The sequence below is a fragment of the Nitratireductor sp. ATLC21 genome (assembly GCF_057196525.1).
This window is the reverse complement of sequence record NZ_JBXUOU010000003.1, coordinates 197895-216939: the sequence shown is the minus strand read 5'-3', so window position 1 is coordinate 216939 and position 19045 is coordinate 197895. Positions and strand designations below refer to the sequence as shown.

The window sequence follows — 19045 nt, the reverse complement described above, 5'->3', positions numbered from 1 at the left end:
GGCACAGCAGCGCCGCCTTACACTTCTCAAAACGATCTGCGAAAAGCGCAAACCGATCAAGTGTTCATGGAATCGAAGAACTCAGAATTCGTCTTGGTTTGCTTCAATTTGTCGTTCAAAAATTCAATGGCATCCGTGGTGCCCATCGGCGCCAGAATGCGGCGCAGAACGAAAATTTTCTGCAGGTCCTGCCGCGGAATGAGCAGGTCTTCCTTTCGGGTACCAGACTTGAGAATGTCGATAGCCGGGAAGATGCGCTTGTCTGCAACCTTGCGATCGAGAACGATTTCGGAATTGCCCGTTCCCTTGAACTCTTCGAAGATCACTTCGTCCATGCGGCTGCCCGTATCGATCAGCGCGGTTGCGATGATCGTCAGCGAACCGCCCTCTTCGATGTTGCGCGCTGCACCGAAGAAGCGCTTCGGTCGCTGTAGCGCGTTGGCATCAACACCACCCGTCAGCACCTTGCCTGAGGACGGCACCACCGTGTTGTAGGCACGGCCGAGGCGGGTGATCGAATCGAGCAGGATAACCACGTCGCGGCCATGCTCGACCAGACGCTTCGCCTTCTCGATGACCATTTCGGCAACCTGCACATGGCGCGAGGCCGGCTCGTCAAAGGTGGAGGAAATCACTTCACCGTTCACCGAGCGCTGCATGTCGGTCACTTCTTCCGGACGCTCGTCGATCAGAAGCACGATCAGGAAGCATTCCGGGTGATTGGACGTGATCGAATGGGCGATGTTCTGCAGAAGAACCGTCTTACCCGTGCGCGGCGGCGCGACGATCAGGCCACGCTGCCCCTTGCCGAGCGGCGCCACCAGATCGATCACACGCGCCGACAGGTCTTTCTTTGTCGGATCTTCGATTTCCATGTTCAGCCGCTCATCGGGATAGAGCGGAGTGAGGTTATCGAAATGGATCTTGTGGCGGATCTTTTCCGGATCCTCGAAATTGATCGTGTTGACCTTGAGAAGGGCGAAGTAGCGCTCGCCTTCCTTGGGGCTGCGGATCGGACCCTCGACCGTATCGCCGGTTTTCAGCGAGAAACGGCGGATCTGCGAGGGGGAGATGTAGATATCGTCGGGACCGGGCAGGTAGTTGGCTGTTGCCGAGCGGAGAAAGCCGAAGCCATCCTGCAGCACTTCGACAACACCCTCACCGATAATCTCGATATCCTGGGTGGAGAGCTTCTTTAAGATCGCGAACATCAGCTCCTGCTTGCGCATGATGCTGGCGTTTTCGACCTCGAGCGATTCTGCGAACGCAATGAGATCGGTTGGCGATTTGCTTTTCAGCTCTTGGAGTTTCATTTCCTGCATGTGCGGACTCTGGAAAGGCAACGGAAAAGGTGGAGGTAGGCGTATTTGGTGCCGGCCGGCTTCACTCGAAACGGAAGATATTCGTGGAACCGGACAAAAAGGAAGGAACCATCTCTTACCGCCGTCTATGCCAAAGGGCAAGACGGCTTTCCCGGTTTCATCTCACGGGCGGTCTTTCAAAAACCCGTATCAGAAGGGTTTGACGATAACAAGGATAACGATGACGATCATCAGAACCGTCGGCACTTCGTTCATTATACGCCAATGACGCGCCGGCTTCGTGTTCTGGTCGGCGGCAAACCGGCGAACAGATGCCGAGAAATAACCGTGCACACCGGACATAGCGACCACCAGCCCGATCTTGGCATGCAGCCACCCACCGGATAAGCCGAAGCCGTTCCAGGCAAGCCACAGACCCAGTACCCAGGTGACCATCATCGCCGGGTTGATGATCAGCCGTAAGAGGCGCCCCTCCATGATCTTGAAAGTTTCTGATGTCTCCGATCCCGGCGCGGCATCCGCGTGATAAACGAAGAGACGCGGCAGGTAGAGCATACCCGCCATCCAGGCGATCACCGCGATCACATGAATGGCCTTGGCCCAGGGATAGAAACCGGACGGATTATAGAAAAACAGAAGCGCTGTCAGACCGATGAAGATCGCCAGCGCCGCGAAAGCCCGGCCTGCAGCCTTCTTGCCGCTTGTATCGCTCGCAGCCATCAATCGGCCTCCCGAATCTGTTTCAGCATTGCTTCCACATGCTCAATGGGCGTCTTCGGCGTGATGCCGTGCCCAAGGTTGAAGATGAACGGGCCATGCCGCAGCGCCTCCACAATCGCGTCCACGCCCTCGTGGAGCGCCTCTCCGCCGGCAATCAGCCTCAGAGGGTCCAGATTGCCCTGAACCGCCCCCTCGGCCTGCAGGCGGCGCGCTGTGCCCAGAGGAACCGTCCAGTCGAGCCCGAGTGCCGTCACGCCCGTCTCCCGGCGATAGCCTGCGTAAAGCGTGCCTGCTCCCTTAGGAAAGCCGATGATCGGTGTGTCTGGATGCTTTTCCCGCACCTTGGCCACCATCCGTGCCACCGGCTTCACGCACCACCGCTCGAAAGACAGTTCATCGAGAACGCCCGCCCAGGAATCGAAAATCTGTACCGCATCAGCGCCGGCGTCGATCTGGCGGATCAGATATTCGGCGGAACAGTCTGCAAGGCAGTCGATCAGCGTGGAAAAGGCCTCCGGCTGCTCAAGCGCGAACATGCGGGCCGGTGCCTGGTCCGGTGTGCCATGCCCGGCAATCATGTAGGTCGCCACCGTCCAGGGCGCTCCGCAGAATCCGAGCAGTGTCGTTTCATCGGGAAGCTCCCTGCGAAGCCGCCGCACCGTTTCGTAGACCGGCGCCAGATGATCGTGAAAACCCGATGTCTCAAGTTTTGCGATACCGCTAGCATCGATTGGCGTCAGAAGCGGACCTCTGCCCTCCTCGAAGCGCAGGTCGCGGCCGAGCGCATGCGGCACGACGAGAATGTCGGAAAAGAGGATCGATGCATCAAACCCGAAACGACGGATCGGCTGCAATGTCACTTCCACTGCCAGATCGGGGTTGTAACAGAGATCGAGAAAGCTCCCTGCCTGCTTCCGGACTTCCCGGTATTCCGGCAAATATCGTCCGGCCTGGCGCATCATCCAGACGGGAGGCGGAAACACCGTCTCGCCTCTAAGCACATCGAGGATTTTCCGCTGCCCCATCAGGCTGCTCCACAGTCAGGATTCAAAAGATAATTACAGATCTGAAGATTCTTCTGATTCTTAGACTCTGTTTGTAATGTGGATTCAAATCTGTCCACGGTTTTGCGCATCGCGAGCCCGGTCTTATTGCCGCGCCTCACAGAAACGCACATCTTCAGAAGAACGGGGATAATGCGGATTCAGCACACAGATTCAATAGGCTGCAGCAATTTGGGTTGACCTCGCCCGGTGGACAGTGAAGGAAGGTTCAGGAATTGTCGATTGTTCTCCACATGGGACGATCTCAATTCACACGAGGCCTGTCTGTGGAAGAACAGGTGGAGTTATCAAAGGGTGTGGCCTCGCCATTTTTTCGGGCCCGCGTTATCAACAGGCATCCACATGGCGGGGCAAAAATCCGTGCAACAGCCACAGCGCTTCTTCCATCTTCACATGATTTCTGATGCGACCGGTGAGACTCTGCTGGCCGCAGGACGCGCCGCAGCCGCGCAATACAAGGACGCGCGGGCGATCGAGCACATCTACCCGCTGATTCGAAATGAGAAGCAGCTCGCTCGTGTGCTTGACGAGGTGGAGCGCGAGCCCGGCATCGTGCTGTATACGGTGGTGGACCAGAAGCTTGCCCGCCAGGTGGATGAAGGTTGCGCTGCGCTCGGCCTGCCCTGTGTATCCGTGCTCGAGCCGGTTCTGATGGTCTTTCAGTCTTATCTCGGCACGCCGGCGGGAAGGCGCATGGGAGCTCAGCACGTGCTCGACGCCCAATATTTTCATCGCATCGATGCGCTGAACTTCACAATGGATCATGATGATGGACAACTGCCACTCGATGTGGAGGAAGCCGACGTCATCCTGGTGGGCATCTCCCGTACATCAAAGACGCCAACCAGCATCTATCTGGCTAACAGGGGCGTAAAGACCGCAAATGTGCCCATCGTTCTGGACATGAAGCTGCCGGAGCAGCTTTCCAATGCGAAGCGGCCTTTGATCGTGGGGCTGGTCGCATCTGCGGAACGCATTTCGCAAATCCGTCAGAACCGGATTCTGGGATCGGTGGATGAAAACGCGTTTAATCCCTATACCGACCGGGTGACCATTTCCCGGGAGATCGCCTATGCGCGCCAGCTCTGCGCACGCCATGGCTGGCCGGTGATAGATGTAACCCGCCGCTCGATCGAGGAAACCGCTGCTGCCATTCTCGCATTATATGCGAAGTCGAAGGAGAACAGAGGGTGACGACATGACCGACAACACCGACATCATTCTGGCGTCCGGCAGTGTCTTTCGCCAGAAAATGCTGCGCGATGCCGGTGTGGCCTTCCGTGTTGAACGCGCGGAAATCGATGAGCGCGCCGTGGAAAATACTCTTGAGGGCAGCGGTGCCGATCCCGAGACAGTGGCTCAGATCCTCGCGGAAGCCAAGGCCGTCGATGTCTCCGAACGTGAGCCGGGCGCGCTGGTGATTGGCGCGGATCAGACACTTTCGCTGGGTGATGAAGTCTTTCACAAGCCGGCTGATATGGAGGGCGCGCGCCGCCATCTTCTAAAACTATCCGGCCGAACGCATCAGCTTAACAGCGCTGTGGTCATCGCGCGGGACGGTGAGGTGATCTGGCGGCATGTGGGTGTTGCGCGTCTCACCATGCGTGATCTCGATCCCGGCTTCATTGGTCGCCACCTTTCCAGTGTGGGAGAAAAGGCACTTTCGAGTGTGGGTGCTTACCAGATCGAAGGAGAAGGCATTCAGCTGTTTGAGAAGATCGAAGGCGACACGTTCACCATAGTTGGCCTTCCGCTGTTGCCGCTGCTGGCCGAGCTTCGCAGCCTGGGTGCCATTGATGGCTGAGATCCGCGCATTCGTCTGTGGGCACCCGATCGCCCATTCCCGTTCGCCGCTCATTCACGGGTTCTGGCTTGCCGAGCATGGCATCGACGGCAGCTATGAAAAGCTGGACGTCGCTCCGCTTGATTTCGCTACCTTTCTCAGGAATTTGCCGGCTTCTGGGTATGCCGGCGGCAACGTCACGCTGCCCCACAAGGAAGCGGCTTTTGCCGCGGTTCACCGGCGCGATGAAGCGGCGGAGATGATTGGAGCGGTCAACACGCTTTGGTTTGAATCCGGCAAATTGATTGGTGGAAACACGGATGCCTACGGCTTTGCCGCACATTTGAGCGCCGGCGCCCCGGGCTGGAAAGATGGTGAAGCAGCAATTGTGCTTGGTGCTGGCGGCGCGGCCCGAGCCATCGTTCATGCCATACAAAAAGCCGGCTACAAGAGAATCTGCATCGTGAATCGCACACTTGCCCGTGCGCAGGAACTCTCGACCCGCTTCGGCACAGGCGTCAGCGCTCACGGCTGGGCGGAAATACCTGCGCTCCTTCGCAATGCAGATCTTCTGGTCAACACGAGCGCGCTCGGCATGACCGGCCAGCCTGTGCTGGATATTTCGCTCGAGCCTTTGCCGGGCAGCGCAATAATCAGCGATATTGTATATGCCCCGCTGAAGACCGATCTTCTCGCTGCAGCTGAACAGCGTGGGCTGAAAGCGATCGACGGGCTCGGCATGTTGTTGCATCAAGCCGTGCCCGGATTCGAGCGCTGGTTCGGTGTTAGACCGAGCGTGACGGAGGCACTGCGTACGCACGTGCTAGCGGGCGGAGAGACATCATGACCGTTGTTCTCGGCCTGACCGGCTCCATCGGTATGGGAAAGTCGACCACGGGCAAGATGTTCATGGACGAAGGTATCCCGGTTCACGATGCCGATGCGGCGGTGCATCGTCTATACACTGGCGTCGCCGCGCCGCTGATCGAGGCGCGCTTTCCCGGAACCGTGATCGAGGGCACGGTCGACCGGGCCCGCCTTGCCGAAGCGGTGATGGGCAAGCCGGAAGCCTTCAAAGCGCTGGAAGAGATCGTCCATCCCCTTGTGCGTCAGGATGCCGATGATTTCGTCGCCGGCCACCGGGAGAATGCCACACCAATCGTCGTGCTCGATATACCGCTTCTTTTCGAGACCGGCGGGGAAGATCGTGTCGACCGCATCGTCGTGGTAACTGCCTCTGCGGAAGAGCAACGCAGACGTGTCCTCGCCCGGCCCGGGATGACGGAGGAAAAGTTTGCGGCAATCCTCGCACGACAGGTGCCCGATGCGGAAAAGCGCAGGCGCGCGGATTTCATTATCGACACGGGCGAGGGTATGGAACCGGCGCGACAGGCTGTGAGGGCCGTGATACGCGAACTTTCCCCAGCGGATGAGGTTCCAACCTGACCGCCGCCTTGCGTCTTTCGTGGCGGATGCGCATGTTGATCTAGTCCGACCTTCGGAGTGTAGGAATGCGCGAAATCGTTTTTGATACAGAAACCACAGGCCTTGATCCCAATGAGGACCGGGTGATTGAGCTTGGCTGTGTCGAACTGGACAACCGGTTTCCGACGGGCCGCTCACTTCATCATTTCATCAATGCACAGGGGCGCTCCGTTCACCCCGAAGCCCAGGCGGTTCACGGCATTTCCGATGCGGATCTGGCTGATAAACCGGTGTTCGGGGCAATTCTCGATGAATTTCTGGAATTTATCGATGGTGCAAAGCTCGTCGCGCACAACGCCAATTTCGACATCGGCTTTATCAATGCCGAATTTGACCGCCTCGGCGTGCCACCTGTGGATCCGGGGCTGGTCGTTGATACATTGGCAATAGCACGGCGCAAACATCCGATGGGCCCGAATTCGCTCGATGCGCTCTGCCGCCGCTATGGGATCGACAACAGCCACCGCACCAAGCACGGCGCTTTGCTCGACGCCGAGCTTCTTGCCGAGGTCTACATCGAGCTTATCGGTGGAAAGCAGGCTGCGCTGGGGCTTGAGGTTTCATCCGGTGGCCATGATGCGGGACGGGATGCGAACCATAGCTCGATCAGAGTTTCAGCAAGACCTGTACCCCTACCCCCCAGGATCAGCGAAGCCGAGCGGGCAGCGCATGAGGCACTGGTCGAGAAGCTCGGTGAAAAGTCCCTCTGGCACACTTTGCGCAGCTGAACACCGCCGCCTCAATATGCAAGGTGGTGGGTACTGCCCAGAGTAATCTTCTCAAAACAAAACGGGGCGGCACTCGAAAGCACCGCCCCGTCTGAAACCATGGATTTTTCTGCTTCAGGAAACCTGAACCTGCCCCTTCGCCTGTTCCTCGGCAACGCGCTGCTGGAACATGCGGGCAAAATCGATCGGATCGATCATCAGCGGAGGGAAGCCGCCGGCACGCGTCGTATCGGCAATGACCTGGCGGGCAAACGGGAACAGCAGACGCGGGCACTCGATGAAGAGAACCGGGAGCATGTGCTCTTGAGGGAATCCGGCCACCCGGAAGACACCGCCGTAGATCAACTCGACATTGAACAGGACTTTGCCTTCTGCCTCGGCCTTGGCATTGAGCGTCAGCACCACATCATAGTCCGTGTCGCCAAGCGGGTTGGCGTTGACATTGACGTTGATGTTGATCGCTGGAGCCTCGGAACGACCGCGGAGGGAGTGGGGGGCACCTGGACTCTCAAAGGACAGATCCTTCACATACTGCGTCAGTACATTGAGAGAGGGCTGAGCACCATTGCCTGCCTTGGCAGCTTCGGTCTTTTCTTCTGGTTTTTTCGCCATGCGTTTATTCCTCAAGCGTGGTTCGGCAGCCGCCACGGCTCCCCTTTTTTGAATTTGCCTGCTCGCTAGCATGGGCATTGGCGCATGACAAGGCGGCGCCGGGTCCGGAAACTAGTCCTGATCGGGTTTACGCCATGGTGACCGGTCGTTTCCAGTATCGCTGTAATCGTCCGCTGTGAGATCGATTGTCTGGGGATCGGGGTCGCGCCGACGGCCCGAGGCGCGATCCGTGCGGGGAGATGCTGGACCACCCAAAATCACGATGCGGTTGCGCAGGAATGACCAACCCGCGTCCCGGATAGCCGGAACGAAGAGCAGGAAACCCAGCGTGTCCGTGACAAAGCCCGGGGTCAGCAGCAACACGCCGGCAACCATGATCATCATGCCGTGAACAAGATCGCGGCCAGGCACCCCGCCGTCATTCATCGTTTCCTGAATCCGACGAACAACGCCAAACCCTTGAACCCGGAGCAGGATGGAGCCGGCAATAGCCGTAACAACGACCAGGCCGAGCGTGGGGAAGACGCCAATCTGGCTGCCGACGACGACGAAAGTCGCGATTTCAGCGAGCGGAATGGCGAGAAGCAGGAAGGGGACGATGGAAAAGCGCACGAACCTGTTAGCCTTGTTGCGTGTTTCAGCCGATTCTGACCGTTCCATGCTGGCCAGTTGAGAAAACATAGGTATTCTGACCGGAAATTTGAATGATGGCTCTCTGCGTTCTATATGATTTCCGTTAGGGACGGGATGCCGTCGCCTCTGCGCCTGCCCCGAGCCGGCAGGTGCTGTGGAACACAGTGGCTCGTTTGGCTGGACGTTATGGAATTCTTCGATTTCGGCACGATTTTCTTCCTGATTGCCGCTGTGGTGATCTTTTTCCAGTTGCGCAATGTGCTGGGCCGGCGCACGGGCAATGAGCGTCCACCGTTCGATCCCTACACGGCCGGTCGCAACGGATCCCGGAAAGAACAGGGCGCCAACGGGGAGAATGTGGTGTCGTTGCCCCGTCGCAAGGGTGCCGCGGAACCCGATCAGATCTACGCCGATATCGACAAGGTTGCAAAACCTGGCACCGAATTGAACAAAGGAATGCGCGCCATCCGGGATGCGGATCCCTCCTTTGCGCCCAAGAGCTTCGTTGACGGCGCAAAAATGGCCTACGAAATGATCGTTATGGCTTTCGCCGATGGTGATCGTCGTACGCTGAAAAACCTGCTCTCCCGTGAGGTATACGAGGGTTTTGTCTCTGCCATCGACGAACGCGAGAAGCGCAAGGAGAAGATCGAATCCTCGTTTGTCGGCATTGACGACATGACGATCATCGCAGCCGAGATGAAGGGTTCCGAAGCACATGTCACTTTGCGCATTGTCAGCGAACTCATCTCTGCCACGCGCGACAGCGCCGGCGAGGTGATCGACGGTGATCCGGAGACCGTGGCTGAGGTCAAGGACGTCTGGACTTTCGCGCGTGATACGCGTTCCCGCGACCCTAACTGGAAGCTTGTCGCCACCGAAGCCGAGGATTGATCCTTGTCGGGCGAAGCGTCGTGCACGGCCGCATCTTTTGCGGCGCTTTCGCCAGGCATTGAGCGCTGCTCCTTCGACGATGTGCCCGGATGGCGGCAGGATACCCTTCTCGAGGCTTTTCGTGCCTTTGCCCGTTCGGCGACCCAAGTCGAGACAAAGCCATATCGCTCGGGCTCTCTCGGTATTGTCCTTTCTGCCTTTGCCCCTGCGTACACGGCAGCGCGCGCCATGCCGGATATCGATGAGCGGTCAGCGCGCGCCTTTTTTGAAAGTCATTTCATTCCCTGCCGTATCAAGTCGGAGGATGGCGGCCCAGGCTTTGTGACGGGTTATTATGAACCTGAAGTCGAAGCTTCACGCGTCAAAACCGAGCGTTTCCATGTCCCGCTTTACCGGCGCCCGGACGATCTGGTTGATGTCGACGACAGCAACAGGCCGCCGGATCTGGACCCCTATTTCGCGTTTGCCAGGGAGACGGACCGCGGACTTGTCGCCTTTCACGATCGCGGCGAAATCGATCGCGGTGCCTTGACGGGCCGCGGGTTGGAGCTTGTCTGGTTGGATGACAGGGTCGATGCCTATTTCATCCATGTCCAGGGTGCTGCTCGCCTGCGTCTCCAGGACGGATCGGCGATGCGTGTCACTTACGCCGCCAAATCCGGTCATCATTTCACGGGTGCAGGCAGGGTGCTCATCGAACGCGGCGAACTTTCTCCAGATGCGGTCACAATGCAGAGTATTCGCGCGTGGTTTTCGGAGAATCCGAACCGGATCGACGAGATTCTATGGCAGAATCGCTCGTTCATCTTTTTTCGGGAAACAGAAATGGGTGATCGCGAATTGGGCCCGGTCGCTGCCGCGAAGGTTCAGCTGGCACCCGGTCGCTCGATCGCGGTTGATCGCCTCCTTCACACATTTGGCACCCCCTTTTTCATTGACGCGCCGGATCTTCATGCAGTGGATAATGGCCCGTTTCGCCGCTTGATGATCGCACAGGACACAGGTTCGGCAATTACAGGTCAGGCACGCGCCGATCTTTTCATCGGTAGCGGAACTGCGGCCGGAGAGATCGCTGGCGGCATCCGCCACAAAGCGGATTTCTATGCACTGGTTCCACGCACGCTCCTGGGAGGCTGATCCATGAGCAGCCACACGCCCAAGCGCCTGAGCATGGAAGACCGCATCCTTTGGAACCGGGTGGCGCGGTCAACCGAGCCGCTGAAGGGAAAGATGCTGGAAGAGGCGCCGGAGCCGACCGACGAAACCATGGCAGAGCTTTCCCGCCTGGTGGCAAAGAACACCGGCAGTAAGAATTCTCTCAAGCCAGTTCTCAAGGAGGCCCCTGCGCCGAAAGCCCATCCGACACGGCGAATAGACAAGCCTACCCATACAAAGCTTGCACGGGGCCGGCTTGCCTTGGAAGGCCGCGTCGATCTCCACGGGCTCACGCAACCCGAAGCACATAGCCTTCTTCTTTCATTCCTCAGCCGCGCCCATGCGGATGGTGTGCGCCATGTGTTGGTCATCACCGGAAAGGGAGCTTCTTTCGGAAGTGATGGCGTGTTGCGGCGTGCCGTTCCGCAGTGGCTTGCAACGCCGCCGTTTTCCTCGCTTGTGAGCGGCATTGATGAGGCCAGTCGCCGGCATGGTGGAGGCGGTGCGTTTTATGTTCGCCTGAAGCGGAAACACGGGAGCGGGATGTGACACCGCTTGGTGAGAAAATCCGCCAGCTTCGCAGGGAGCGCGGGGTTAGTCAGAAGGAAATGGCAGCAGCCATTGGCGTAAGCGCTGCCTATCTCTCGTCTTTGGAACATGGCCGCGCCAGCCCGCCCAATTGGGCGATGGTTCAAAAGATCATAGGCTATTTTAATGTGATATGGGACGACGCAGACGAGATGCAGCGCATCGCGGAGCTTTCCCACCCGCGTGTTGTGGTAGACACGGCAAGACTTTCACCCAACGCCACCGAACTCGCCAACCTTCTGGCGGCTCATATCGGTTCTTTGAAGAACGCCGAGATAGATCTGTTGCTGAAGCAGTTGCGTGATATCACCGGGGACCGCGCGGTCGGCAAAAAATAGAAGCCGTCAGGAATCTTGGAAGAGCGCCTTCAGCTCGTCCAGTTTGTCGTTCACCAGCCAGCCATAATAGTTTTCTTCAGGAAATTTTATCTTCTGGCCTTTTGCCCTGCGCACGCGATTTTCGGCAGCAAGCCGCGCGGCGCGCGCCTCGGGATTGCCGAGATTGTAGAGCGTCGCCGTAATGCCGGGATTTCCGGAAATGTCGAAATCGGCAATACGCTTATAGGCGGAGATAGACTTTTTCACGGTCGCTGCGACATAGGCGAGCGACTTATCCGGATCCATGATGGTCTGGTAAACTTCCTGCGGGTTGTCATGGCTGATCCGTCTGAACCCGGATACCTTGTGCACCATGTCAGTCATTTTGAGTGCGGTCAGTGGGTTGAGCTGGCCGATACCAAAGGTCTGCCCGGCATAAAAGGGCTGGAAGAACACCGCACCGAAACGATCGTTGGGCCATTTTTTCCCGTCCACGCTCTTTCCGCGGAACGTTTTGTCCCAAACCGCCTCGCGGCAGCTCCATAGCTCGTAGCTGCCTTTTTCCTTCTCGCATTCGGCGAATTCGGGTCGGTTGATGAACTGCCCAACGGTTTCGCCGCCATGGGAGAAGGAGAAATCACTCTTCAGGTAGGAAATGGCTTTTACATAGTAGGTCTGCAGGCGGTCATACGCATCCACATTGTAGGTGTGTTCGCCGACGATAGCGCCCACCATGTGAACGGGGTCGATCTGATATCGGGCGGAAATGGAGCGGATCTTCGAAACCAGTCCGCTATCGTTCTTCAGTAGCTGATAGACCTTGCCATATTTGGCATCATAAGTGGTTTGCGCGGATTTGGTGCGTTTTGCCGAAACGCCGGGTATGGGGGGCTGCTCGGTATTGCGATTGCCCTCCGGCACCAGGTTTGCCGCTGCGATGGGCAAAACGCCAGCACCCATCAAGCCGGCGCAAATGCCGATAACCAATCGAGCCCGTGATGCCATGTCGCGCCGCTTGCGCCCCCGGTGCATTCTTTTTTTGGATGGGGCGCAAGTTAGGCAAAGCCTGTCAGCAAGTCGAGAGACATTCGTGGGCCGCGCGCGATGACATCGTGACCGCGGCAGAGATGTCACACTTGAGAAGCCGGCTTCATGGCCCTGCCAGGCAAGGCCATGATTTCGATTGACCCTAAAGTATGAAGCGGGACAGATCCGTATTTCTGGCCAGATCCCCGACATTTTCATCGACATAATCCGCATCGATCTTCAGCGCGCTGCCTGACCGGTCGGGAGCATCGAAAGATATCTCGTCGAGCACACGTTCCATCACTGTCTGCAACCGGCGAGCCCCGATGTTCTCCACGGTGGCGTTGAGGTCCACAGCGATGGCCGCCAGCCGGTCGATAGCATCGTCGGTGAACTCCAGCGTCACGCCTTCCGTCTCCATCAGCGCCACATACTGCTTTATGAGGCTCGCTTCGGTTTCCGTGAGAATGCGGCGGAAATCGTCCTTCTCCAGCGCTCGCAATTCCACGCGGATCGGGAGCCGACCCTGCAGCTCGGGCAGCAGGTCCGAGGGTTTTGAGACATGGAACGCACCGGAGGCGATGAAGAGAATATGGTCGGTCTTCACCGGCCCGTATTTCGTTGCGACGGTCGTGCCCTCCACCAGTGGAAGCAGGTCGCGCTGCACGCCTTCGCGCGAGACGCCGGCTCCGACGCCACCTTCCCTTGTGGCGATCTTGTCGATCTCGTCGAGAAAGACGATGCCATCGTTCTGCGCCGATTCCAGCGCCCGCTGGGTCACCTCGTCCTGGTCGAGAAGCTTGTCGGATTCATCGGCGATCAGGAGTTCGTAGGATTCCTTGACCGTCGTCTTGCGCTTTTTGGTCTGCTGGCCGCCCATGGCTTTCTGCAGCATGTCGTTGATGTTCAGAACCCCAATATTGGCCCCGGGCATTCCAGGCAGTTCAAAACCGGGCATGCCGCCGCCGGAATCGGAGACCTCCACCTCGATTTCCTTGTCGTCCAGTTCGCCGTTGCGCAGCTTCTTGCGGAAACTGTCTTTCGTGGCGGGGCTTGCCGTTTTGCCAACCAGCGCTTCAAGAACCCGCTCTTCGGCGTTCATATGAGCCCGCGCCTTGACGTTCTCGCGCATTTTTTCGCGCGTCAGCCCGATGGACACTTCGACCAGATCGCGGATGATCTGTTCCACATCGCGCCCCACATAGCCGACCTCGGTGAACTTGGTGGCCTCCACCTTCACAAAGGGCGCACCGGCGAGCTTGGCCAGACGTCTGGAAATTTCGGTCTTGCCGACACCTGTCGGGCCGATCATCAGGATGTTCTTGGGCATCACCTCTTCGCGCAGCTTGGGTTCGAGCTGCTGCCGGCGCCAGCGATTGCGCAGTGCAATAGCCACGGCGCGCTTGGCATCCTTCTGGCCGATGATGTAGCGATCGAGTTCGGAAACGATCTCGCGCGGGGAAAATGTGGTCATGTGTCCGTCTCGTTCTTCTTGTCGTATTGCATGATGAGAGCGCTTCCGGAGCGTCCTTCGAGATGAGGAATCGGGCGAAAGCCCGCTTTCTCATAGGCACGCACGGCACGGCTATTTTCACGCTCCGGGTCGATCACGATGTTGGTGTATCCCTCGTCCAGAAGCCGTTGGACCATCTGGTTCACCGAGCGGCTGCCGATGCCTCGTGAAAGAAGCGCTTCTTCGCCGATTGACAAATCGACGCCCACGGCATCGTGCGGCAACTCGGCCACCCAGGGCTCATCCGCGAGGATTTCCGGGTCCCTGTTGTCGGCTACAAACCAGTACTGGATGTAGCCAATCGGGTCCCCATCCAGAAGGATCAGAAATGGTCGGGAGCTATCACGCCCTTCCACCATATCGCGGATATATCCCAGCTCCGTCTCAGGTTCTCCCCACCATCGCCGCACATGCGGCCGGTGGAGCCAGTCAAGCAGGAGCGGATAATGCTCGGCCGTGACCGGGGTGAAGTCGATCTGCCCCGGATCACCCGGCATCGAGTGTTTCCACCACGACATTGTCATTGGTGTAGATGCAGATGGACGCCGCAATCTCCATTGCCTTGCGGGCGATTTCTTCGGCGTCCTTGTCGGTGTCGGAGAGCGCCCGCGCCGCCGCAAGCGCATAGTTGCCGCCCGAACCGATAGCCATGATGCCCTGTTCCGGCTCCAGCACATCGCCATTGCCTGTCAGCGCCAGGGTGATGTTTTTATCGGCCACAAGCATCATCGCCTCAAGGCGACGCAGATAGCGGTCCGTACGCCAGTCCTTGGCCAGTTCGACACAGGCGCGCATCAGCTGCTCGGGATATTGTTCCAGCTTGGCCTCCAGCCGCTCGAGAAGGGTGAAGGCATCGGCCGTCGCCCCGGCAAAGCCGGCAATCACATTGCCCTTGCCGATGCGGCGCACCTTGCGCGCATTGCCCTTCATCACGGTGTTGCCCAGGCTGACCTGCCCGTCTCCGGCGATCACCACCTTGCCGCCTTTGCGCACAGTGACGATCGTCGTGGCGTGCATGGAATTCTCGTTGCTCATCGCACACTCCTTTTCGTGCCGCCCGAAAAGGCACGGCACCGTCAGAGCGAATATGTAAGTTGAACATCGTGGAATGCAAACGCGAGAGCCGAGATTGGCGAGAGTGCTTGGCGCTGCCCGAACATGCTGCTAGAAGGCTGGCCTTCACGCAGCGCAAAGGGACAGAGCATGGCTTCCAGCAACAAACGCACCGCCGAAGTCAGCCGCAAGACCAACGAGACAGCCATCTCAGTCAAGGTAAGTATCGATGGCGAGGGCCGCTTTGATGTGGCCACCGGCGTAGGCTTTTTCGACCATATGCTGGAGCAGCTTTCCCGCCATTCCCTGATCGATATGGCGGTCAAGGCTGAGGGCGATCTGCACATCGACGATCACCACACGGTCGAGGATTGCGGCATCGCGCTGGGCAAGGCGATCTCCGATGCGCTTGGCGAGCGGCGTGGCATCACCCGCTATGCTTCGCTCGACCTTGCCATGGATGAATGCCTGACACGCGCTGCAATCGATGTTTCGGGGCGTCCTTTCCTTGTCTGGGAGGTGGCGTTTCCGACCCAGAAGATCGGCACGTTTGACACCGAGCTGGTGCGTGAGTTCTTTCAGGCGCTGGCGCAAAACGCCGGCATCACCCTGCACGTGACCAACCATTACGGCGCCAACAGTCACCATATTGCCGAGACCTGTTTCAAGGCGGTGGCGCGTGTGCTGCGCACCGCCTGTGAGGCAGATCCACGCCAGGGCAACGCCGTACCCTCCACCAAGGGCAGCCTGAAGGGATAGGCCGATGGCAAGCTATGTGGTGATGGAGCCGCCCGAGGGGGGACCGGAACAAGCAATTCTGGTGCGCGATGGTTTTGCCCTGCTGGCTTTCATCATGCCCTTTCTCTGGTTTCTCTGGCACCGCATGTGGCTGGAGGCACTGGCAGCCCTTGCCGCTACACTTCTGATCGGCGCTATGGGGACGTTCGAAGGCTGGTCTGCGCCTGCCACGGTCGCTTCGCTGTGCCTCTCGCTTTTTCTTGCCCTCGAGGCGCGCAATTTGCGTGTTGCCATGTTGTCCCGGCGCGGTTGGCGTGAATGGGGAGTGGTTGATGCGGCAAACCGTGACGAGGCCGAGACCCGCTATATGGCCGGGCTCTTGTCCGACGAGCCGGAAGCCCGCAGGGAAACACCACTTCCCGCTCTCCGTGAAACGCCGGGACCGGCAAGGATTGCAGGCCGTGCCAGCGAACCGGCGCTTGGTCTCTTCACCTATCCTGGAGCGCGTTGACCATGAAGGTTGCGATCATCGATTACGGTTCGGGCAATCTGCGCTCGGCCGCAAAGGCCTTCGAGCGTGCTGCGCGTGAGAACGGCATCGCAGCCGAAATCAACGTGACGGCAGACGCCGATGCCGTCCGCACCGCCGACAGGGTTGTTCTGCCGGGTGTCGGTGCCTATGCCGACTGCCGGCGGGGGCTTGATGCCGTGCCGGGCATGGTCGAGGCGATCACGGATGTTGCCATTCAACAGGCGCGGCCCTTTCTCGGCATCTGCGTCGGTATGCAGCTCATGAGCGAACGCGGGCTGGAAAAGTCGGTCACGGAAGGGCTCGGCTGGATTGCCGGAGATGTGGTCGAGATGACACCGTCCGACCCGGAGCTGAAGATCCCGCAGATCGGCTGGAACACGATTCACGTGAAACATTCGCACCCGATCTTTGACGGCATCCCCACCGGAGCCGACGGTCTGCACGCCTATTTCGTGCATTCCTATCACTTCGCGGCCCGCAATGAGGCGGAGGTCCTCGCCACCGCTGACTATGGCGGGCCGATCACTGCCGCGGTCGCGCGGGACAATCTGGTGGGCACGCAGTTCCACCCGGAAAAGAGCCAGGCGCTTGGCCTGGCCCTGATCGCCAATTTCCTTCGCTGGAGGCCGTGATGAGTGGAGCGGACAAAAAAGGCTACTGGATCGCGCAGGTCGAGATCATCGATTTCGAGGGCTACAGGAAATATATCGAAGCCAACGCTGCGGCCTTTGAGAAATATGGCGCAAAATTTCTGGTGCGGGGCGGACAGTCGGTCGCGCCGGAGGAACCGGCCGGCGACCGTCAGGTGGTCATCGAGTTTTCATCCTATGAGCAGGCGCTCGCCTGCTACCACTCGCCGGAATACCAGCATGCCATCACGTTCCGGCAACCCGTTTCCAAAGCCAGACTCAGCATTATCGAGGGCGTCTGACATATGATCCTTTTTCCCGCCATCGACCTGAAAGACGGCCAGTGCGTTCGGCTCAAGCTGGGCGATATGGACGAGGCAACGGTCTACAACGCGGATCCCGCCGCGCAGGCCCGCAGCTTTGAAGAGCAGGGCTTCGAATGGCTTCATGTGGTTGACCTGAACGGAGCCTTCGCCGGCGCGAGTGTCAATGGCGATGCCGTCGAAGCGATCCTGAAAGCGACGAAAAACCCGGTGCAGCTTGGCGGCGGCATCCGCACGCTTGCTCATATCGAGGCCTGGCTCGAGAAGGGCCTCTCGCGCGTGATCCTCGGTACCGTGGCGGTGCGCGATCCCGATCTGGTGAAGGAAGCCTGCAGGGCCTTTCCGGGTAAGATCGCCGTTGGCATCGATGCGCGCGGCGGCAAGGTGGCAGTGGAAGGCTGGGCGGAAACCTCCGATCTTTCAGCCATCGATCTGGCTCGCCGGTTCGAAGGCGCGGGCGTGGCCGCCATCATCTACACGGATATCGACCGGGACGGTGTTCTGACCGGCATCAATTGGGAATCGACCATAGAGCTCGCCGATGCGGTCTCCATCCCCGTGATCGCCTCGGGCGGCCTCGCCTCCATTGCCGATATCGTGCGCATGACCATGCCCGAAGCGGCGAAGCTCGAAGGCGCCATTTCCGGCCGCGCCCTTTATGACGGGCGGATCGATCCGGCGGAGGCGCTGAAACTGTTGCGGGGGGAGACCACATGACCCTCAAAGCCCGCGTCATCCCCTGTCTCGATGTGAAAGACGGTCGCGTCGTCAAAGGCATCAATTTCGTCGATCTGATCGATGCCGGCGATCCGGTGGAAGCGGCGAAGGCCTATGATGCCGCCGGGGCAGACGAGCTCTGCTTTCTCGACATCACCGCCTCCAGCGACAACCGCGAGACGATCTTCGATGTCGTGGCGCGCACTGCCGAACAGTGCTTCATGCCGCTGACGGTGGGCGGTGGCGTGCGCGAGGTTTCCGACATCCGCAAACTTCTGCTCGCCGGAGCCGACAAGGTGTCGATCAACACGGCAGCTGTGAAGGACCCGGAACTGGTGGCGCGCGCGGCCGACAAATTCGGCGATCAGTGCATCGTCGTGGCGATAGACGCCAAGCAGGTGTCGGGCGAAGGCGAACCGCTGCGCTGGGAAATCTTCACCCATGGCGGGCGCACGCCAACCGGCATCGATGCGGTGGAGTTCGCCCGCAAGGTGGTCGATCTCGGCGCCGGCGAAATCCTGCTGACCTCGATGGACCGCGATGGCACCAAGGCGGGATACAACATTCCTCTGACCCGCGCCGTAGCCGATGCGGTGCGTGCGCCGGTGATCGCTTCCGGCGGCGTCGGTACACTCGATCACCTCGTCGAAGGCGTGCGCGAGGGCCATGCCAGTGCCGTGTTGGCCGCCTCGATCTTTCACTTCGGCACTCATACGATCGGCGAGGCCAAGGCATATATGGCCTCGACGGGCATTCCCATGCGGCTCGACCCCGCGCAGACCCCGGAGCAGGCATGAGCCAGTTCGACCTCACCCGACTGGAAGCCATCATCGCCGAGCGCGCGCGCTCGGGGGACGAAAACTCATGGACGGCCAGGCTGTTTGCAAAGGGCACGCCCAAGGCCGCGCAGAAGCTGGGCGAAGAAGCCGTTGAAACGGTGATCGCCGCTGTCTCGCGCGACAGGCAGGAGCTGATTTCCGAAAGCGCCGATCTTCTTTATCATTGGTTGGTGGTCCTGGCTCTTGAGGGCGTCACGCTTGATGAGGTGATGTCCGAGCTCGAGCGACGCACCACGCGCTCGGGGATGGAAGAAAAGGCATCGCGAAAGGGATAGATCGTTTCTGCGCGGGATGGCATCATCTGGCGCATGAGCGATAGCCAGAGATCCCGGAAGGCGACGACAGCCATGGCGGCGAGGAAGGGGGCCGCGAAC

Annotated in this window: 25 protein-coding genes; 16 read left to right on the top strand and 9 right to left on the bottom strand. The window is 59.3% G+C overall.

Translation table 11 applies throughout. The features are described from left to right. Nucleotides 1-56 precede the first annotated feature (56 nt). The 3 genes from rho to hemE all read right to left on the bottom strand — a co-directional run bounded on the left by rho (nt 57) and on the right by hemE (nt 3067). On the bottom strand, nt 57-1322 hold the full coding sequence (rho, locus tag AC2CHD_RS15470) for a transcription termination factor Rho (RefSeq protein WP_025029315.1): 1266 nt from the start codon (nt 1320-1322) through the stop codon (nt 57-59). Between the two features lie 189 nt (nt 1323-1511). Beyond that, nucleotides 1512-2042, bottom strand: a complete 531-nt coding sequence (gene hemJ / locus AC2CHD_RS15465) for a protoporphyrinogen oxidase HemJ (protein ID WP_484554407.1) — start codon at nt 2040-2042, stop codon at nt 1512-1514. Next, the gene (hemE, locus tag AC2CHD_RS15460) at nt 2042-3067 is read right to left on the bottom strand and encodes a uroporphyrinogen decarboxylase (protein ID WP_484554406.1); all 1026 of its coding nucleotides are present in this window, start codon (nt 3065-3067) and stop codon (nt 2042-2044) included. The genes hemJ and hemE overlap by 1 nt, the downstream gene beginning before the upstream one ends. A gap of 399 nt (nt 3068-3466) precedes the next feature. On the opposite strand from hemE, the gene AC2CHD_RS15455 reads away from it, so the two are divergent. The 5 genes from AC2CHD_RS15455 to dnaQ all read left to right on the top strand — a co-directional run bounded on the left by AC2CHD_RS15455 (nt 3467) and on the right by dnaQ (nt 7102). Beyond that, nucleotides 3467-4300, top strand: coding sequence for a pyruvate, water dikinase regulatory protein (locus AC2CHD_RS15455; RefSeq protein ID WP_484554741.1), 834 nt, complete (start codon nt 3467-3469; stop codon nt 4298-4300). 4 nt (nt 4301-4304) lie between these two features. After that, nucleotides 4305-4910: a Maf-like protein gene (locus tag AC2CHD_RS15450; RefSeq protein ID WP_484554405.1), complete on the top strand. Its 606-nt coding sequence runs from the start codon at nt 4305-4307 to the stop codon at nt 4908-4910. Beyond that, on the top strand, nt 4903-5736 hold the full coding sequence (locus tag AC2CHD_RS15445) for a shikimate dehydrogenase (RefSeq protein ID WP_484554404.1): 834 nt from the start codon (nt 4903-4905) through the stop codon (nt 5734-5736). Before AC2CHD_RS15450 ends, AC2CHD_RS15445 begins: the two co-directional genes overlap by 8 nt. Continuing rightward, a complete protein-coding gene (coaE, locus tag AC2CHD_RS15440; protein WP_229449445.1) occupies nt 5733-6335 on the top strand; it encodes a dephospho-CoA kinase in 603 nt (200 codons plus the stop codon). Before AC2CHD_RS15445 ends, coaE begins: the two co-directional genes overlap by 4 nt. A gap of 65 nt (nt 6336-6400) precedes the next feature. Then, nucleotides 6401-7102 (top strand): DNA polymerase III subunit epsilon, encoded by a 702-nt coding sequence (gene dnaQ, locus AC2CHD_RS15435; protein WP_229449444.1) that lies wholly within the window; start codon nt 6401-6403, stop codon nt 7100-7102. A gap of 114 nt (nt 7103-7216) precedes the next feature. Here dnaQ and secB read toward each other — a convergent pair whose 3' ends face one another. Both secB and AC2CHD_RS15425 read right to left on the bottom strand, forming a co-directional pair. Then, nucleotides 7217-7714, bottom strand: coding sequence for a protein-export chaperone SecB (gene secB / locus AC2CHD_RS15430; RefSeq protein ID WP_484554403.1), 498 nt, complete (start codon nt 7712-7714; stop codon nt 7217-7219). Between the two features lie 111 nt (nt 7715-7825). Then, nucleotides 7826-8326 carry an FxsA family protein gene (locus AC2CHD_RS15425; protein WP_484554740.1) on the bottom strand — a complete coding sequence of 167 codons (501 nt, stop codon included), beginning with the start codon at nt 8324-8326 and terminating at the stop codon, nt 7826-7828. A gap of 207 nt (nt 8327-8533) precedes the next feature. Here AC2CHD_RS15425 and AC2CHD_RS15420 point away from each other — a divergent pair, with 207 nt between their 5' ends. The 4 genes from AC2CHD_RS15420 to AC2CHD_RS15405 are packed head-to-tail and all read left to right on the top strand — an operon-like array spanning nt 8534 to nt 11322. Then, complete coding sequence (locus AC2CHD_RS15420; protein WP_229449442.1) at nt 8534-9241, top strand: Tim44/TimA family putative adaptor protein; 708 nt, start codon at nt 8534-8536, stop codon at nt 9239-9241. A gap of 3 nt (nt 9242-9244) precedes the next feature. Beyond that, a complete protein-coding gene (gene mltA / locus AC2CHD_RS15415) occupies nt 9245-10378 on the top strand; it encodes a murein transglycosylase A (RefSeq protein WP_484554402.1) in 1134 nt (377 codons plus the stop codon). A 3-nt stretch (nt 10379-10381) separates the two neighbouring features. Next, nucleotides 10382-10945, top strand: a complete 564-nt coding sequence (locus tag AC2CHD_RS15410; protein WP_484554401.1) for a Smr/MutS family protein — start codon at nt 10382-10384, stop codon at nt 10943-10945. Further along, a complete protein-coding gene (locus tag AC2CHD_RS15405; protein WP_484554400.1) occupies nt 10942-11322 on the top strand; it encodes a helix-turn-helix domain-containing protein in 381 nt (126 codons plus the stop codon). Before AC2CHD_RS15410 ends, AC2CHD_RS15405 begins: the two co-directional genes overlap by 4 nt. A 6-nt stretch (nt 11323-11328) precedes the next feature. Here AC2CHD_RS15405 and AC2CHD_RS15400 read toward each other — a convergent pair whose 3' ends face one another. The 4 genes from AC2CHD_RS15400 to hslV form a co-directional block, all read right to left on the bottom strand. Continuing rightward, nucleotides 11329-12306, bottom strand: a complete 978-nt coding sequence (locus tag AC2CHD_RS15400; protein WP_484554399.1) for a DUF1402 family protein — start codon at nt 12304-12306, stop codon at nt 11329-11331. 184 nt (nt 12307-12490) lie between these two features. Then, a complete protein-coding gene (hslU, locus tag AC2CHD_RS15395) occupies nt 12491-13801 on the bottom strand; it encodes an ATP-dependent protease ATPase subunit HslU (RefSeq protein WP_484554398.1) in 1311 nt (436 codons plus the stop codon). Next, the gene (locus AC2CHD_RS15390) at nt 13798-14337 is read right to left on the bottom strand and encodes a GNAT family N-acetyltransferase (protein ID WP_484554397.1); all 540 of its coding nucleotides are present in this window, start codon (nt 14335-14337) and stop codon (nt 13798-13800) included. Before AC2CHD_RS15390 ends, hslU begins: the two co-directional genes overlap by 4 nt. Then, the gene (gene hslV, locus AC2CHD_RS15385) at nt 14327-14875 is read right to left on the bottom strand and encodes an ATP-dependent protease subunit HslV (protein WP_229449437.1); all 549 of its coding nucleotides are present in this window, start codon (nt 14873-14875) and stop codon (nt 14327-14329) included. The genes AC2CHD_RS15390 and hslV overlap by 11 nt, the downstream gene beginning before the upstream one ends. A 168-nt stretch (nt 14876-15043) precedes the next feature. On the opposite strand from hslV, the gene hisB reads away from it, so the two are divergent. From hisB to AC2CHD_RS15350, 7 genes are read left to right on the top strand one after another with little or no spacing between them, the layout of a single operon-like run. Further along, complete coding sequence (gene hisB, locus AC2CHD_RS15380; protein ID WP_484554396.1) at nt 15044-15652, top strand: imidazoleglycerol-phosphate dehydratase HisB; 609 nt, start codon at nt 15044-15046, stop codon at nt 15650-15652. Between the two features lie 4 nt (nt 15653-15656). After that, the gene (locus AC2CHD_RS15375) at nt 15657-16142 is read left to right on the top strand and encodes a DUF2628 domain-containing protein (RefSeq protein ID WP_484554395.1); all 486 of its coding nucleotides are present in this window, start codon (nt 15657-15659) and stop codon (nt 16140-16142) included. A 2-nt stretch (nt 16143-16144) separates the two neighbouring features. Continuing rightward, complete coding sequence (gene hisH / locus AC2CHD_RS15370) at nt 16145-16795, top strand: imidazole glycerol phosphate synthase subunit HisH (RefSeq protein ID WP_484554394.1); 651 nt, start codon at nt 16145-16147, stop codon at nt 16793-16795. Further along, on the top strand, nt 16795-17094 hold the full coding sequence (locus AC2CHD_RS15365) for a DUF1330 domain-containing protein (protein ID WP_484554393.1): 300 nt from the start codon (nt 16795-16797) through the stop codon (nt 17092-17094). Before hisH ends, AC2CHD_RS15365 begins: the two co-directional genes overlap by 1 nt. A gap of 3 nt (nt 17095-17097) precedes the next feature. Then, nucleotides 17098-17832, top strand: coding sequence for a 1-(5-phosphoribosyl)-5-[(5-phosphoribosylamino)methylideneamino]imidazole-4-carboxamide isomerase (gene hisA, locus AC2CHD_RS15360; protein WP_484554392.1), 735 nt, complete (start codon nt 17098-17100; stop codon nt 17830-17832). Further along, nucleotides 17829-18629 carry an imidazole glycerol phosphate synthase subunit HisF gene (gene hisF, locus AC2CHD_RS15355; RefSeq protein WP_484554391.1) on the top strand — a complete coding sequence of 267 codons (801 nt, stop codon included), beginning with the start codon at nt 17829-17831 and terminating at the stop codon, nt 18627-18629. The genes hisA and hisF overlap by 4 nt, the downstream gene beginning before the upstream one ends. Further along, nucleotides 18626-18946, top strand: coding sequence for a phosphoribosyl-ATP diphosphatase (locus tag AC2CHD_RS15350; RefSeq protein WP_484554390.1), 321 nt, complete (start codon nt 18626-18628; stop codon nt 18944-18946). Before hisF ends, AC2CHD_RS15350 begins: the two co-directional genes overlap by 4 nt. Nucleotides 18947-19045: the final 99 nt, after the last annotated feature.